Raw genomic sequence first — 15,403 nt, 5'->3', positions numbered from 1 at the left:
CTTTACCTCGGCCCCCCGGGGCCGCTACCCTCGGCCGCGATGGTCGATCCGATCCGCCTCGAAGCCGCTTCCAATCGCTTCCGCGCCTTCTTCGACGAGCTCCATCACCTTTTCCTCGAGCGCGACGACGTGCTCCTCCAGCTCACGCTCGCGCTGCTCTCGCGCGAGCACCTGCTCGTCACCGGCCCTCCGGGGACCGCGAAGAGCCAGCTCGCCTCCGCGGTCCTCGGGCGAATCCTCGACGAGGAGACGGGCGCGCCGAGCCTGTACGCGCGGCAGATCGGCGAGAGCACGGTCCAGACCGACCTGATCGGCCCCATCGATTTCAAGACGCTGATGGAGACGGGGCGCACCGAGCATTTCACCGACGAGGGGATGCTCGGCGCCGTCCACGCGTTTCTCGACGAGATCTTCGACGGCCGCGACATGTTGCTCCGCTCGGCGCTGAACGTGCTGCACGAGCGGGAGGTGAAGCAAGGCGGGCAGGTGAAGCGGGGGCGCATCGAGTGCGCATTGATGACGACGAACCGGTACATCGCCGACGTGCTGGAGAGCTCGCGGGAGACGTTGCTCGCGTTCGTCGATCGTATCGCGTTCGTGTCGTTCGTCCCGCGCGGGTTCGCCGATCCGAATCAGCTCGGTCTCGTGCTGCGCCGCCACGTCGGGGGGTCGTCCCGGCCGCTGCTCGAATCCACGCTGAGCGTCCAGGACCTCGACGCTTTGCAGCACCTCGTCGACGAGGTCTACGTCTCCGATCCGGTCTGCGACGGCCTCGCGATGCTGCTCGAACGTTTCGATCGCGAGCTCAACGCCGCCGTGCGCGCCGATCCGGCGTTCGTGCCGACGCGTTACATCTCCACGCGCACGGCCGTTCGTTCGGGCCGCGTGCTCCGGGCGGCCGTGGTCGCGGATCGCCTGCTGCACAATCCGAAGCGATCGCTCGAGGTGCTGCCTTCCGATTTCAAATGGCTGCGGCTGCACCTCTTGCTCTCGGGCCCCACGCCGGATCAGACCGAGGCGCTGATCGGTCGCGAGAGTGATCCGAACGAGCGGCGGCAGCTCGGGATCGTGCGCACGGAGCGCTCGATCTTTGAATCGTGCCTCGCGCAGATGCCGCCCATTCACGTAAAACCCCGGCCCGCCGCGGTCGATACGCCGCGGCCCGACGCCGTGACGGTGCCGGCGGACGCGGGCAAAAAGAAGAAGCGCAAATCCGAGCCGCCGCCGCCCGAGGACAAGCCACGCGTGATGGTCGAGCAAGCCATCGCCTCGAAAGACGCGACGCGCTTGCTCGTCGCCATGCGCGAGCTCGGGGCGCAGGCGCGCGCGGGCTCGATCGACGCGGCGCACGCGGGCGCGCTCGTGAAGGACGCGACCGGGGCGCTGACGGCGCTCGTGTTGCGCCGCGGGATCGACGCGGCCGCGGGCGGAGAGACGCGGCCGATCGGCGAGGTCGTGAGGGATCTGTCGCGGCTCGCCGCCGAGATCGAGGACGGCACGGCCGGGACACGCGCCGTCGCGCGGTGGCTGCGCGGTCGGGCGCTCGTGATGGTCGACGAGGCCGCGGGGCACGCGGCGGGCGCTTCCTCGACGGATCTCGTCGCGTCGATCATCGACGACGGCACCGAGGCGCAAAAGAGGGCGCGCGCGCGGATCGAGGCGCTCGAATCGCTCTACGAGCAGCGGCGCGAGCTGCTCGGCCAGGGCGCGGTGCACGAGACCGGCGAGGAAAAAGCCTGGCAACGCGCGGTGGCCGCGGCCGAGGACGACATCACGATCCTGCTCGACATCTCGCTGCGCAGCGTGGTCACGAGCGCCTTGAAGAGCGCGCCCTCGCGCAGGCTCGCCGAGGTGCTCGCGGCGATCGCGCCCGAGCTCGATCGGCTCGACGTGATGGCGACGCGCCTCGCGGGCGTGCGCGGCGCGCCCTCGTCGCTGAAAGAGAAGGTCACGGGGCCGCGGCTCGGCGCGCTGATCGAGGTGGTGTTCAAGGGCTTCGACGCGCGCGACCGGACCGCGCTCGTGCGCGAGGTCGAGGCGCTCGTCGCGGTGCTCGGGAGGGCGGGGCTCGCGCGGGCGATCGCCGCCGAGGCGTTCCTCGGCTGGGCGGCCGAGGCGCTCCTGCGCGGGGATGCGGCGCCGAATGTCGGCGAAGGACAAACCCACGATTACGACGGGTATCGCCGCCTCCGCGGGACCGAGCGGCGTGTCTCCTCGGCCTACACGCTCGCCGAGATCGCGCTCGTCGTCGCCGCCGAGGGGGTGCGGGAAGCGCCCTCGCCCGCGGAGGCGGCGGCGGCGATCGCGGCCGCGTGTGGCAAGCTGCCGGAGGCGGTGCGCGGGCGGGTCGTCGCCGGGGATCTCGCGCGGATCGGGCGGTCGCTCGATTACCTGGAACGTTTCTGGCGCGACCTCGAAAACCACGCGGACGGCGCCGAGGCGAGCCTGCGCGCGATCGTGCAGTCGCGGTTTTTTGATCTCCTGTGGGACGAGGGGGCGCTGACGCGGTTTGCCCTCGAAGCGCGGAACGTCGCCGAGGTGTTTCCGGCGCACGCAGCCGAGGTCGACGCCGTGCGCCACCGCATCGACGCGCTCGACGCGAGGACACGCACGGCCGTGACCGAGCTCTTCCGGCAGCGCTCGGACGCCGCGTGGGCGCAAGCGCTGCGGACCGGGAACGCATGACGGACGAAGTGCTCTCGTCGTTCGGCGAGCGTATCGAGCAGCTCACGGCGCGGCCGCACGACGTGCGCGCCCCGCTCGTGCGTCTCGCGCGGCCTTTGCTTCGGGCGCTCGGGTATCGCCCGCCTTTGCGCACGGCCCGCGTCGCGGCGCTGCTCGACGCGCTGCGCGCGCCCGGGGGCAAACCCGTGCCGGAGGAGCTGCTCAAGGGCGCCGTGCGCGAGCTCGAAGACAACGTGATCGCGCTCGAACGAACGCTCGTGGTGCACGGGCGGGTGCCGCTCGCGCACGCCGCGTGGGTGCGCCGGCTCTACGAGGTCACGGTGCGGGCGGCGCGCGCCGCGAGCGATCAGAAAAACGAGGCCGCGCGCCGCGTCGCCGCCGCGATCGATCCGGTGCGGATCGCGCCGCCGCTCGCGATCACGCCCCGCACGCTCGGGGGAACGGGCGAAAAGGGCAAACCCAGCGCGGCCGGGAAAGGCGAGGCGGCCGCCGCGGCGGCCGAGAGCTTTTTCGAGACACCCCTTTCGGCCGAGGAGGAGCGCCTCGTCGAGGTCGAGCTGCTCGCGATTGATCACCTGCTCGACGCGGCGCGGGGCGAGACGGAGTTTCTCTCGCGCAAACGACGCCTGCTCGAAGCGGCGCGCAAGCTCTTGCTCGACGCATCGGCGGCGCTTCCGCTCGGCAAGGAGGGCGTGGAGGTGCGCAGGCGGCACCTCGCCATGGAGATCGCGCGGATCGATCGGCTCGAAGCCGCGGGGCTCTCGGCGCACCGCGGGCTCTTGCACCAGGCGAAGGACGCGCTCGCGCGGGGCGAACGGCAGAGGCTGCACGCGGCGCTCGTCGCGCTCGACGGCGCCTCGCTCGCGGCCGGCGACGAGGCGCTCTCCGCCGCGTCGTCGCGCGCGCGAAAGAAGCTCGGCGACGGCGAGGGCGAGGATCTGGAAGGGGACAAACTGCGCGGCTTGCGTCGATCGAGCGAGGAGATGTTCGGCGGCGCAGCGATGACCGCGATCGCGGAAGGGTACGTGAAGGCGCGCCGCGTGCAGGAGAAGGCGCCGAAGCGCGAGAGCGACGAGGATAAAAAATACCGCCTGCTCGCCTTGCAATGGCTCGCGCCCGAGAACGAGGCCGAGACGCACGCGGCGCTTTGCGCGATCGACGGCACGGTCGACGTCGGCGTCCCGCTCGCGCCGGTGCGCGTGACCGAGGTCGAGACGCGCGCGCGCCTGGTCCGCCACCCGACGCAGGATCTTTTGCTCATGCCCGCGCGCGACGTGACGGATGTCCCGCACGCGGTCATCGAGGATCCACGCACGGTCTTGCTCGCGCTCGCCGAGGGGCGGCTGCTCGCGCGGCGGTACGTCGAGCAGGAGGTCAAGAAGCGGACGCGGACACGCCTCGTGGGCGAGGCGCGTATCTACGTGCTCGACGGGTCGAGCTCGATGCTGGAAGACGGCAAGAAGGGCGCGCGCGCGCGGGTGCGGGACGCGATCCTGCTCGCGGAGCTCGGCATGCTGGTGAGGCGTTTCGCCGAGGGGGATCGGTCGACGCGCCTCACGCTGCATTATCGATACTTCACGAAGAAGATCGGGCCGATCACGCGGATCGGCAATGGGAAGGAAGCGATCGCGGCGATGGCCGACGTGGTCGGCACCGTGCGCAAGGGCGGCACGGACATCGAGAATGCGCTTTTGTCGAGCTTCGAGCAGATCCGGGCGGCGAAGGAGGAAGATCCGGACCTCGCGCGGGCGCAGATCGTGCTCGTGACCGACGGCGACGCCGTGGTGCGCGAGGAGGTGATCCAGGCGGCGCGGGAGAAGGTCGGCGATGTGCCGATCGCCGTGAGCGTGGTCGCGCTCGGGGAGGAGAACGAGGCGCTGCGGGCGCTCGTCGCGCGGCAGCGGGCGCGCGGGGAGCGGGCTTTTTATCATTTCCTCGACGACGACGCGCTCGTCGAGATCTGCGAGGGCAAGCTCTTCACGGGGCCGAAGATCCACGTGGAAGGTCCGCCGGACGAGAAGGACCTTTCGGTCGAGGTGCGGGCGGCGCGGCTCCGGGCCGAGCTCGGCGGGCTCGTGGACGAGCTCGGAGCGCTCGCGGAGAAACGAAGCGCGGCGGCGATCGAAGCGCTCGCGGCGGAGGCGGACGCGAGCGCAGAGGCGGCGCGCGCGGAGGCGGCGCTCGGGGTCGCGGCGGACACGGCCGCGAAGGGGGAGGGGTCGCGGGCGCTGCGCGAGGCGGTCGAAAAGGATCGGCGCGCGCTCGAAGGGCGATTTCTGCGGTGGTTTCCAGCGCCGGCGGCCGAGATCGGCGAGAATGCCCCCACGGGCCGTTCGTCCGATTGCGAGGCCGTGATCGTCGTGCTCTCGACGATCGCCGAGGTGGTGGCCGATTTCGGCGGATCCGATCTCTCGCGGCGGGCCGAGGCGATCGATTTGCTGGAGCGGCTCCTGCCGGACTCGATGCTCACGCCGGCGCGGTGGTTCGCCGTGATGCGGGACGAGGCGGGCGCTGTCGCGCAGGCGATGCAGGCGGTGCACGCGGCCGTGATGGGCACACGACGCGTGTTCTAAAGCATCGATCGGGCGGCGGGTTTTCCCTTTTCATGCGGCTCGGGGGTGACCTATCCTCCCGCCCGAGCGTATGGCAGACCTTATCACCCTGGAATCGAGCGCACTTCCCGAGAACAGTCGCGTCGCCACGTTTCGAGGCGTGGAGGGCATCTCGCGGCCCTACGAGTTCGAGGTCATGGTCGTGGTCGAGGAGGCCGACGGCGAGGAAATCGATCTCGCGGACGGCATCGGCGGCAAGGCGCGGCTCGTGATCGACCGCGCGGACGACAAGCTGCCGCCCTACATCTTTGCGGGGATCCTCGGCAGCCTGGAGCATCTGCACAGCTACGGAGGCCGATCGCTCATCCGCGCCGTGATCGTGCCGCGCCTCTGGACGCTCGGGCTCTCGCGCCACTCGCGCATCTTCACGAAGAAGAGCGTGCCCGAGATCCTCCAGGCGATCCTCGAAGACAATGGCTTCACCTCGGACGACTTCGAGATCCGGCTCTCGGGGTACGCCAAGGAAGACCACGTCTGCCAGTACCACGAGAGCGATCTCGCGTTCATCTCGCGGTGGATGGAGCGCGAGGGCATTTATTATTATTTCGAACACTCGGAGAACGGCGAGAAGCTCATCCTCTGCGACGCGGAGTCCTACCCCGAGGAGCCGCTCGGCGCGCCGGTGCGGTATTTCCCGCAGACGGGCATGGATCGCAGCGCGGGCCCCTCGTTCCGCACGTTCCGGGCGCGCCACGCCTCGCTGCCGGCGGTGGTCAAGCTGAAGGACTACGATTACGCCAAGCCGAACCTCGACGTGTCGGGGCAGGCGAACGTCTCGCAACACGGGACGGCGGAGGTGACGGTCTACGGCGCCCGGTTCTTCTCGCCGAGCGACGGCAAGCGGCTCGCGCAGATCCGCGCCGAAGAGATGCTCGCGCGCGAGGTGGTCTTCCGGGCGATGGGGACGCGTTCGCACCTGCGGAGCGGCTACACCTTCGAGCTCGACGAGCACCCGAAGGCCTCGTTCAACAAGAAGTACCTGGCGATCGAGGTGCACCACCACGGCAACCAGGCCGCGGGGCATACGCAGTGGAAAGAGCTGATGGAGATCGAGCACGACGAGGTGTACTTCGTCGAGGTCGACGCCATCCCCGCCGATACGCAGTTTCGGCCCGAATCCCGCACGCCGTGGCCGCGCATCTTCGGCGTGGAGAACGGGGTCATCGACGGCGCGGCCGACAGCGAATATGCGCAGATCGACGATCAGGGGCGCTACCTCGTCAAGTTCAAGTACGACGAGAGCAACCTGAAGCAGGGCAACGCCTCGACGTACGTGCGCATGATGCAGCCGCACGGCGGCGGCATCGAAGGGTTTCATTTCCCGCTGCGCAAGGGGACCGAGGTGGTGTTCACGTTCCTCGGCGGCGACCCGGATCGTCCGGTGATCAGCGGCGTCGTGCCGAACGCGCTCACGCCGAGCCCGGTGACGAGCGGCAACCACACGAAAAACGTCATTCAGACGGGCGGCAGGAACCGGCTGGAGCTCGAGGATCTCGCCGGGCAGCAGCGCGTGACGTTGTCGACGCCGTATTCGAACTCGTACCTGCGGATGGGCTCGCCGAACGACGGTCACGAGGTCATCCTGCGGACCGACGACAACACGCTGCTCGATTTCGGGAGGAACTTCGATCTGGACGTGGGCCTCATGGGCGGCGGGACCTGGACGGTCGACGTGGCGACCGACTGGAAATCGTACATCCGGGGCGGGATGGGGCTCGGCGTGGGCGTCGGGTATGGCCCGACCGGGGCCGGATGCATCGGGATCACGGCGAACCAGAGCATCAGCATGACGGCGAATCACGGCAGCTACTCGCTCACCGTGAAGGAAGGGCCGTGGACGACGCGCGTGCCCGCGAACACGATGACCACGACGACGCAGGGCGATTACACGGTCAACGTCACGACGAACAACACGAAGTTCGATACGAAGGGCAAGACCGAAATCCAGAGCGAGGGATTGGTCAAGGTCGAGTCGACCGCCGCGACGATGGACCTCCTGAGCAAAGGGCTGATGCACATCAAGGGCGTCGAGGGCGTCAATATGGAGACGCCGCTGGGGATGGAGATCAAAGCCGGGAAGGACATGCTGATCGAGGCCAACAAGGTCGACGTGAAGAGCAAGTCCGAGTGGAAATGGGAGGTGCTCGGCTGCGAGGTGAGCGTGAAGGGCTCGCAGTCGGAGACCTATCTCGGGCTCAAGAACGAGAACATCGTCGGCCTGAAGGTGGAGTCGCTCGTGGGCGGCAAGATCGAGGGCGTCCTCGCCGCGGAGGTCCGGTTCGGCGCGACGTTGTCGCTCGTCGACAAGGTCGCCGAGTTCGAGCTCAAGAAGGGCAAGATCGTCAAGAAAGAGGCCGAGCTCGGCTCGGTGAGCATCACGCTCATCCAGCAGAGCGTGACGATCACCCAGGTCGGCATTTTCATGCTCGCATGAAGACGATCAAACCCCTGCGCCTCGGCGTCATGACGGGCGTGTTCGAGGCGCGCCGCGAACCCCATTTCGTCGTCTCGCTCCTCGCGGGCTTCACGCTCGACGAGGAGGCCTCGCTCGTCCCCGAGGCCGCGCTCTGGCTCTCCATCACGAAGGAGCTCGGCCCGAACGTGCCCCTCGACGTGTGCCGGCCCAAGCCGAACGGCGAGGTGCTGCTCAGCGGAAAAGCGTATCCGCCCGGCGGTCCGGCGCCGGTTTGTCCGGTGCGGCTCAAGGTGGGCTCCGTCGACAAGCGGCTCGCCGTGTTCGGGGATCGCTCCTGGAAGCTCGGCGTGCCCTCGCAACCCGCGCCATTCACCGAGATGCCGCTGACGTGGTCGAGGTCGTTCGGCGGCAAGGGGTTCACGAAAAACCCCGTGGGCCGAGGAGTTGCGCCGGAGAAGGCCGAGGGCGGCGGCGAGGTGCATTTTCTGCCGAACGTGGAGAACCCGAAGCGGCTCGTGAAGGCGCCCGGGGATCGGCCCGAGCCGGCGACGTTTGGTCCCGCTGACCTCACCTTGCCGGAGCGGTGGGCGAACTCGGGCACGTACGACAAGAAGTGGCTCGACAACGAGGCGCCCGGGATGCCGAGCGATTTCGACTGGAGCTTCTTCAACGTCGCCCCGCCCGATCAACGCATCGAAGGGTTTTTCTCGGGCGGTGAGGCGATCGAGCTGGAAAACGTGCACCCCGAGCGGGCGCGGATCGTCTCCCGCGTCCCCGAGGTCGTGGGCCGCGCGTTCCTCACCCAGCGGAAGGCCAGCGGCGAGGAATGGGTCGAGGTGCCGTTGCGCATGGAGACGGTGCACCTCTTGCCCGGCGCGCTGCTCGGGATCCTGATCTTTCGCGGGGTCGTGCGGATCGCGGAGGACGACGCGAAGGACGTGCTTCATTTCCTCGGCGCGCTCGACGCGAAGGATCAGAAGCGCTCCTCTGCGTATTACCAGGAGGTCTTCGCGCGCCGCATCGACAAGGAGAAGGGGCATTTGCATGCCCTGCGCGACCGCGAGCTTTTGCCCATCGGCGCGTCGTACGCGGCGTTTCGCGCGGACGAGGTGGGGTTGCCCGGGACGACGACCGAGCGGCTCGTCTCGAAAAACCTGCGCGCCGGTATGGAGGCGCGGCTTGCCGCGGTGGAGGAGGGCCTCGACGATTTCCCCGACAGCAAGAAAAACGCGAACGTGCCGAAGGCACTGCCGCCCGAGGCCCCGCTGCCCGACGTCGACGACATGGCCGAGCACGTCGAGCAGATGGAAAAGGAAATGGAGAAGGCCCGCGAGCAGGTGAAGAAGCAGCGGGAGGAGGCCCTCGCGAACGTGCGCGCGCGGTGTGAGGCGGCCGGGCTCGATTACGACGAGCAGATGCGCAAGGCCCAAGCGGAGGCGGCCGGGCCGCCGAAGTTCTCGGCGGATGCGCAGCTCGCCGAGCTTCGGGCCCTCGCGACCCGCTATCGCGCCGAGGGGACGCCGAACGAGTCGTTCGAGGCGTACCTCGTGGATCCCGAGTTCGAGAAGAAGCTCCGGTTCACCGAGCAGAAATTGCGGGAGATGTACCAGCGGTTCGCCCATCACTTCCCGCCGGCAGGCGCGCTCGTCGGCGAGCCAATGGCGCGTGCGCGTGCGGTCGTGCTCGAAGCGCGGGCGACGGGGCAATCGCTCGCGGGGCGGGATCTCACGGGCGCGTCGCTCGAAGGAATGGATCTCTCGGGCATGGACCTCGAAGGCGCCATGCTCGAAAACGCGAACCTGCGGGGGACCGTGCTGCGAAAAGCCAGGCTCGGCGGCGCGGTGCTCGCGCGGGCGGACCTCACCGGGGCCGATCTGGAAGAGGCGCAGCTCGTCGAGACGAACCTCGGAGCGGCCACGCTCACGGGCGCGAAGCTCGGCAAGGCCGCGCTCGCGCAAGCCACGCTGGACAAGGCCGACCTCGCGGGCGCGGATTTCTCGGGCGCGGATCTTTCGGACGCGTCGCTCCACGAGGCGAGCTTCGGCGACGTCGTGTTGCGGCGGGCCACGCTCGCGGGCGCGCGGCTGCTCGAAGCGAAGCTCGCCGCGGTGGACTTCTCCGAGGCAGATCTCTCGGGCGTGACGTTCCTCGAATGTGATCTCTCGGGAGCGCGGCTTTCGGGGGCGAAGCTCGTCTCGGCCGTGTTTTTGCGTTGCAAGGCGAAGGGCGCGAACCTGGAGAAGGCGGCGCTCGACAATGCTCGGTTCGTCGAGGAGAGCGACTTTTCGGGCGCGTCGTTCAAGGGAGCCACGTTCGTCGAGGCGAACTTGCGCGGGACGTCGCTCGTCGAGGCGGATCTCACGGAGGCCAAGATCGATCGGGGTGACCTGAGTGAGTGTGATCTGCGGGGCGCGAAGCTCGATCGGATTCGCGCCCGCGATTCGCGCTGGGTGCGGACGAACCTCGACAAGGCGACGTTGCGAGGGGCGGATCTGATGCACGCCGTCATGCAAAAGGCCAAGGTAGCCGGGGCCGATTTCCGCGGGGCGAGCCTGTTCCGGGCCGATCTCGCGCGGATGAAGGGCGACGACAAGACGAGCTTCGACGCGGCGAACGTCACCCAGGTGCGCTTTTCGCGGGAGGGCGGGGCGTGAACAAGGAAGAGCTCGAGCGCCTCGTCGGGCGCGGAGAGGTTCTCGATCGGCTGGATTTCTCGGGGCTCGACCTGCGGGGCGCGTCCATCGGGGGCCTCATCGCCGAGGAGAGCAAGTTTTCCGGGGCGAACCTCGCGGGGGCGAACCTGCGCGAGGTCATCGTGCATCGCAGTGATCTGCGGGGCGTGAACCTCGCGGGCGTGGACGCGCGCCACGCGTCGTTCGTGGAGTGCAACCTCGAAGGCGTGTCATTCGAGGACACGAATCTCTCGTTCGCGAATTTCAACAAATGCAACCTCGCGGGCGCGAAGTTCGAGCGCACGAAGGTGCACAACACGAACCTCCTCGAAGGGAAGCTCGAAGGCGCGAGCTTCGTGGACGTCGTGCTCGACCGGTCGGCCCTGGTCGCGTGTGACCTTTCGGGGCTGCGGTTCACGCGCAGCGCGCTCAAACAAACGGCCGTGCTCAAGACGGATCTGCGCAAGGTCGTCCTGGAAAAGGCGCGCTTCGAGACGGCCGTGCTGGTCGGCTCGAACCTCGCGGGGATGTCGCTCGCCGGCGTGGAGCTGGGCCTGACGCAGCTCATGGAGTGTGATCTCCGCGGGACCGATCTCTCGGGCGCGTACCTCGTGCAGGCCAATTTCAAGGGCGCCGATCTCTCGGGTGCGAACCTCGACGACGTGAACGCGAAGAACGCGCTCTTCGTGGAGGCGAAGCTCGTCTCCGCGCGGGCGCGTCGCGGTGATTTTCATCAGGCGGTCTTCGCCGACGCGGATCTCTCGGGGGCAAACTTCGCGAAGGCGAAGCTCGGGCAGTGCAACTTCCACCGCGCGCGCTGCGTGGGGGCACTCCTGCCTGCCGCGGACCTCACGTACGCCGATTTCTCGAACGCCGATGTGTCGAAGGCCGACTTCTCCGGCGCGACCCTGTTCCGGGCCAAGTTCCACCGCACGGTGGAGACCCAGGCCATTTTCACCGATCGTGCGCTCGCGCTGGGCGACGATCGTGAGCTCGCAAAGGCGGAGAGCTTCGTTCCAAGCTGAAGGAGTGTTTGTCATGCATATCGAGCCGCAACGAAAGCGAGCCAAATCCCCCCGAGGCCGCGCCGTCCAGGAGGTCGGGACGGTGCACGCCATCGAGGGAGAGCTCATCCGGGTCGAGGTCGCCGACGACATTCTCCTCGCGCGGCGCGCCGCGAGCTGTTTGCTCGCGCCGGCGGCGGGCGACGCCGTGCTCGTCGTGCTCCTGGAGAGCGGCGCGGCATACGTGCTCGCGGTGCTCGAGCGGGACGCCGAGGCGAGCTCGCGGATCGTCCTGGAAGGGGATGCCTCGATCGAGGCGCCTTCCGGCAAGGTCCGCGTGCTCTCGCGCGAGGGCGTGGAGATCGTGACCGAGCAGGAGATCAGCCTGATCGCTGGGCGCGCCACGATCCAAGCGGCCGACACCGCGGTGTCCGCCGAGCGCCTCGGCGTCTTCAGCTCCGCGGTGCATGCCGAGGTCGGCGTGGTGAAGGTCGTGGCCGAGGCGCTCGATTCGATCGCGGATCGGATCTTCCAGAAGGCGAAGCGCGTCTATCGGGTCGTGACCGAGCAGGACAATCTCCGCGCCGAGAGCATCGACCACGCGGCCAAGCGCACCCTGAGCATGCGCGCCGAGCACGCGATCGTGATGGCGAAGGAGCTCGTGAAGGTCGACGGCGAGCAGATCCACCTGGGGTGATGCCATGTTCGCGAATACGCAGATGATGGGAATGGATCTCGGGTTTCCGGACGTGTGCCTCACGCCCATGCCCGCGCCCGCGCCGGTCCCTTATCCGAACATCGCCGTCGGGGTGATGGCCGTGTCGGCCTGTTACAAGGTCCTCTTCACGTGCACGCCCTCGCACAACATGACCACGTGTATTCCCATGACGAACGGCGACAACGCCGGCGTGGCGATGGGCGTGGCGTCGGGGACGGTGATGGGGCCGGCGCGGCACTTGACGGCCGCATTTCGTGTGCTCGTCGGTGGTATGCCGGCGACGCGCATGACGAGCATGGCCCTGCAGAATTCGACGAATTGCCCCGGCATGCGGATCGTGCCGAGCCAGCCGAAGGTGCTGCTCCTCGCGCCGTGAGGCGCGGGATCAGCGCTTCTTGACGCGCGGGGTGCCGTCGCGCGCGAAATCACCCTCGATCAGGGTGCCCGCGCCTTCGGCCTTGTACGAGCCGCCTTCGAGGACCTGCCGCCCTTCCGTCGTCACCGAGAACGTGCCCGCCCAGCCCTGGCCGTCGTGGTTCTGCGCGCTGAGCCGGAACCAGGCCTCGCCCTTCGGGCCCGATGCTTTCGCGAGCACCGTCACGTTGTCCTGACCCTGCATCGCGCGGATGAAGTCGCGACGGAGGGTCTTCGTCACGGCCATCGAGACCGAGACCGGGCTCCCGAGCGCCGCCGCCACGGCCGGGTCCTTCTCCAGGAGCTCGACCGTCCGGGTGATCGGCGGCGCCGAGACCGTCCAGAGGTGCTTGCCCACGCACGAGGACAGGACGAGCGCGAAGAAAAGGACCACGCCCAGGGTGACCATGACTTTGCCGGCAGGCTTCTTCGCAGGCTGGCTGACAGGCTGCATGCCGTCCATGAAAGGCGCGCAGGCGAGTCGGTGTCAAGCGCCCTCGACGTGCGCCCCTGGACCGGACATTCTCCGTCCCATCCAGGAGGTCAATTTCGTTGCCATTCCAGGGTGGATCCCGTAATGATCGAATCCACCGAGCGTTGACGTCCGCAGCGCTCGGCCACAATCGAATGCAGCACCCGCGGGGCTGGGAGACCTTGCCCCGATAGCGCCTCTCCGGGGGCGCACGCCTCTTCGGAGGCCATTTCGCCAGGCAATGCCTGAACACGGACGAAACTTGAAAGGCGGCCCTCATGAGCGCCCTCGCTCTTGCATGGCCAGCCGCCCCGGGCGGCGGGCCGAGCGCTTTTCTTTGCGACGAATTCCTGGCCCCGCGCGAAAGGTCGCCGCGCGGGCCGATCGAGCCCGCGTGCGTGGAGATCACGGCGCGCCTCGATCGCGCCCTCGAAGCGAGAGAGAGCCGCCTCCCGGATCTCGCCCTCTGCTTCGAGGAGTCCGCCCGGGTGGCGTCGCTCCTGGGCCGCCTGATCGACGCGCGGCGCCTCTACCGCGCGTCGATCGCGCTGCTCGCTTCATCGTTTGATCAAAATGGCGATCTCACGGCGCTCGCCCTCGCGCTCCGCGCCGCGCTTGGACTCGGTCGAATCGAAGGTTCACTCGGCCACGACGACGAGGCGCTTTTCTTATTCGAAAAGCTCGCGGCCTTGCCGCTCGGCGGCTCGCTCGAAGCGGGCCCGCTCGTGGTGACGGCCGCAAGGTGGGCCGAGGTGCGGGCGTTTGCGCCGCTGCTCGGGCCGAAGCTCGCGGCCGAGGCGATCGCAGCGGCGCTGGAGACCTTGATCTCTGGCGCGCGGTACGACGTGGCCCTCGCCGTCGCCCGTGTCCGCGAGGCGAACGATTCCCCTGCGCTCGACGCCTTCCGCCGCGAGGCGACGGCGACCGCGCTCGGTCGGATGGGCCTCTTCGGCGAGGCGCTCGTGTTTCTCGCGTCGGCCATCGCGCGCGAGCCTCTGCCCACGCGTCCGATCTTCGAGCAGAAGCGGGCCGAGGTGCTCGCGGCTTCGGGGCAGCTCGACGCGGCGCGGGCGCGCTCCTCGTTCGTCGTGGAGGCCCTCGAAGACCGCTTCCGGGCTTCTCCTGCGTCGCTCGACGATCTCGCGCTCGCGGCGCGCGCCTTGCGCCTGCTCGCGATGCTCGGTCAGGTCCCCGCCGCGTTTGCCGTGCGCGCGTTCGAACTCGCGGGCCTCGTTGGCGACGTGCCGCTCGAAGCCGAGCTCGCGCTGCGGGTCGTCGCGAGCGACGCGCCCCGCGGCACGCGGGAGCGCGCGGCGAACGTGGCCGTGTCCCTCGTCGGGCACCACGCGCCTTCGTTTGCCGCGCTCCGCGATCGATTGTGTTCGATCGCGGCGTGAGCGGGCTCGCCGCGCAGGGCGCGACGCCCTTGACAGACGCCACGTTCGCGCGATGTTCTGCTCCGACGCTCGGGCGTTGACCCAGCGCGTCGAGACCAGCATGGCCCAGGGAAAGCTCACGCACCTCAAGATGCTCGAGGCCGAGAGCATCCACATTCTTCGCGAGGTCGTCGCGTGCTTCGAGCGACCCGTGATGCTCTACTCGATCGGGAAGGACAGCACGGTCCTCCTGCACCTCGCGCGGAAGGCGTTCCACCCCGCGAAGCTCCCGTTCCCGCTGCTCCACGTGGACACGACGTGGAAGTTCCGGGACATGTATGCCTATCGCGACGGCTACGTGAAGGGCGAGCTCGGCGTGGATCTGCTCGTCTACACGAACGAGGAGGGGCGGCGCGCGGGCGTGGGTCCGATCACGCACGGGAGCAAGGTGCACACCGACGTGATGAAGACGCAGGCGCTCAAGCTCGCGCTCGACCAATACGGCTTCGACGCGGCGTTCGGGGGTGCGCGGCGCGACGAGGAGAAGTCACGCGCGAAGGAGCGCGTGTTTTCGTTCCGCGACAAGAACCACCGCTGGGACCCGAAGAACCAGCGCCCGGAGCTCTGGAACCTCTACAATACGGAGGTCCACAAGGGCGAGAGCATCCGGGTGTTTCCGCTGTCGAACTGGACCGAGCTCGACGTCTGGCAATACATCCACCAGGAAAAACTGCCGATCGTGCCGCTGTATTTGGCGGCGCCGCGGCCGGTGGTGGAGCGCGACGGCGTGCTGCTCATGGTGGACGACGAGCGGCTGCCGTTGCGGCCGGGCGAGGTGCCGATGATCAAAAACGTCCGGTTCCGGACGCTCGGCTGTTATCCGCTCTCGGGCGCGATCGAGAGTGAGGCGACGACGCTGCCCGAGATCATCCAGGAGATGCTCCTCGCGAGGCAGAGCGAGCGCCAGGGCCGGCTGATCGATTTCGATCAGTCGGGGAGCATGGAAGAAAAGAAGCGCGAAGGGTACTTCTGAG

Annotated in this window: 9 protein-coding genes and 1 pseudogene; 9 read left to right on the top strand and 1 reads right to left on the bottom strand. The window is 68.6% G+C overall.

Translation table 11 applies throughout. The annotated features are described in order from the left end of the window. Nucleotides 1-39 precede the first annotated feature (39 nt). The 7 genes and pseudogenes from E8A74_RS55915 to E8A74_RS03330 all read left to right on the top strand — a co-directional run. A pseudogene (locus E8A74_RS55915) lies at nucleotides 40-642 on the top strand (AAA family ATPase); the annotation flags it as partial. A 2,039-nt stretch (nucleotides 643-2,681) separates the two neighbouring features. Further along, nucleotides 2,682-5,258, top strand: a complete 2,577-nt coding sequence (locus E8A74_RS03355; protein ID WP_136927433.1) for a VWA domain-containing protein — start codon at nucleotides 2,682-2,684, stop codon at nucleotides 5,256-5,258. Nucleotides 5,259-5,328: 70 nt separating this feature from the next. Further along, nucleotides 5,329-7,731: a type VI secretion system Vgr family protein gene (locus E8A74_RS03350; protein WP_136927432.1), complete on the top strand. Its 2,403-nt coding sequence runs from the start codon at nucleotides 5,329-5,331 to the stop codon at nucleotides 7,729-7,731. Further along, nucleotides 7,728-10,367, top strand: a complete 2,640-nt coding sequence (locus E8A74_RS03345; protein WP_170228817.1) for a DUF2169 domain-containing protein — start codon at nucleotides 7,728-7,730, stop codon at nucleotides 10,365-10,367. Before E8A74_RS03350 ends, E8A74_RS03345 begins: the two co-directional genes overlap by 4 nt. Beyond that, nucleotides 10,364-11,410 (top strand): pentapeptide repeat-containing protein, encoded by a 1,047-nt coding sequence (locus E8A74_RS03340; protein WP_136927430.1) that lies wholly within the window; start codon nucleotides 10,364-10,366, stop codon nucleotides 11,408-11,410. Before E8A74_RS03345 ends, E8A74_RS03340 begins: the two co-directional genes overlap by 4 nt. Nucleotides 11,411-11,423: 13 nt before the next feature. Next, nucleotides 11,424-12,086, top strand: a complete 663-nt coding sequence (locus E8A74_RS03335) for a DUF3540 domain-containing protein (RefSeq protein ID WP_136965372.1) — start codon at nucleotides 11,424-11,426, stop codon at nucleotides 12,084-12,086. 4 nt (nucleotides 12,087-12,090) lie between these two features. After that, nucleotides 12,091-12,483, top strand: a complete 393-nt coding sequence (locus E8A74_RS03330; RefSeq protein ID WP_136927428.1) for a DUF4150 domain-containing protein — start codon at nucleotides 12,091-12,093, stop codon at nucleotides 12,481-12,483. Nucleotides 12,484-12,492: 9 nt separating this feature from the next. Here the strand turns inward: E8A74_RS03330 and E8A74_RS03325 are convergent, their stop codons facing one another. Then, entirely contained in the window at nucleotides 12,493-12,975 is a 483-nt protein-coding gene (locus tag E8A74_RS03325) for a Coa1/Tim21 domain-containing protein (protein WP_170228816.1), read from the bottom strand. A gap of 296 nt (nucleotides 12,976-13,271) precedes the next feature. Between E8A74_RS03325 and E8A74_RS03320 the strand changes: the two genes are divergently transcribed. Both E8A74_RS03320 and cysD read left to right on the top strand, forming a co-directional pair. Then, entirely contained in the window at nucleotides 13,272-14,390 is a 1,119-nt protein-coding gene (locus tag E8A74_RS03320; protein WP_136927426.1) for a hypothetical protein, read from the top strand. 100 nt (nucleotides 14,391-14,490) lie between these two features. Then, nucleotides 14,491-15,402 carry a sulfate adenylyltransferase subunit CysD gene (gene cysD / locus E8A74_RS03315; protein WP_136927534.1) on the top strand — a complete coding sequence of 304 codons (912 nt, stop codon included), beginning with the start codon at nucleotides 14,491-14,493 and terminating at the stop codon, nucleotides 15,400-15,402. Nucleotide 15,403 lies beyond the last annotated feature (1 nt).

It is taken from the genome of Polyangium fumosum, assembly GCF_005144585.1.
GTDB classification, from domain to species: Bacteria; Myxococcota_A; Polyangia; order Polyangiales; family Polyangiaceae; genus Polyangium; species Polyangium fumosum.
This window is presented reverse-complemented; position numbering and strand designations above follow the sequence as displayed.

Coding starts and splice junctions, on each gene's coding strand:
- E8A74_RS03335 (WP_136965372.1), top strand. CDS start 11,424: ATGCATATCGAGCCGCAACGAAAGCGAGCCAAATCCCCCCGAGGCCGC.
- E8A74_RS03330 (WP_136927428.1), top strand. CDS start 12,091: ATGTTCGCGAATACGCAGATGATGGGAATGGATCTCGGGTTTCCGGAC.
- E8A74_RS03345 (WP_170228817.1), top strand. CDS start 7,728: ATGAAGACGATCAAACCCCTGCGCCTCGGCGTCATGACGGGCGTGTTC.
- E8A74_RS03320 (WP_136927426.1), top strand. CDS start 13,272: ATGAGCGCCCTCGCTCTTGCATGGCCAGCCGCCCCGGGCGGCGGGCCG.
- E8A74_RS03350 (WP_136927432.1), top strand. CDS start 5,329: ATGGCAGACCTTATCACCCTGGAATCGAGCGCACTTCCCGAGAACAGT.
- E8A74_RS03325 (WP_170228816.1), bottom strand. CDS start 12,975: ATGCAGCCTGTCAGCCAGCCTGCGAAGAAGCCTGCCGGCAAAGTCATG.
- E8A74_RS03355 (WP_136927433.1), top strand. CDS start 2,682: ATGACGGACGAAGTGCTCTCGTCGTTCGGCGAGCGTATCGAGCAGCTC.
- cysD (WP_136927534.1), top strand. CDS start 14,491: ATGGCCCAGGGAAAGCTCACGCACCTCAAGATGCTCGAGGCCGAGAGC.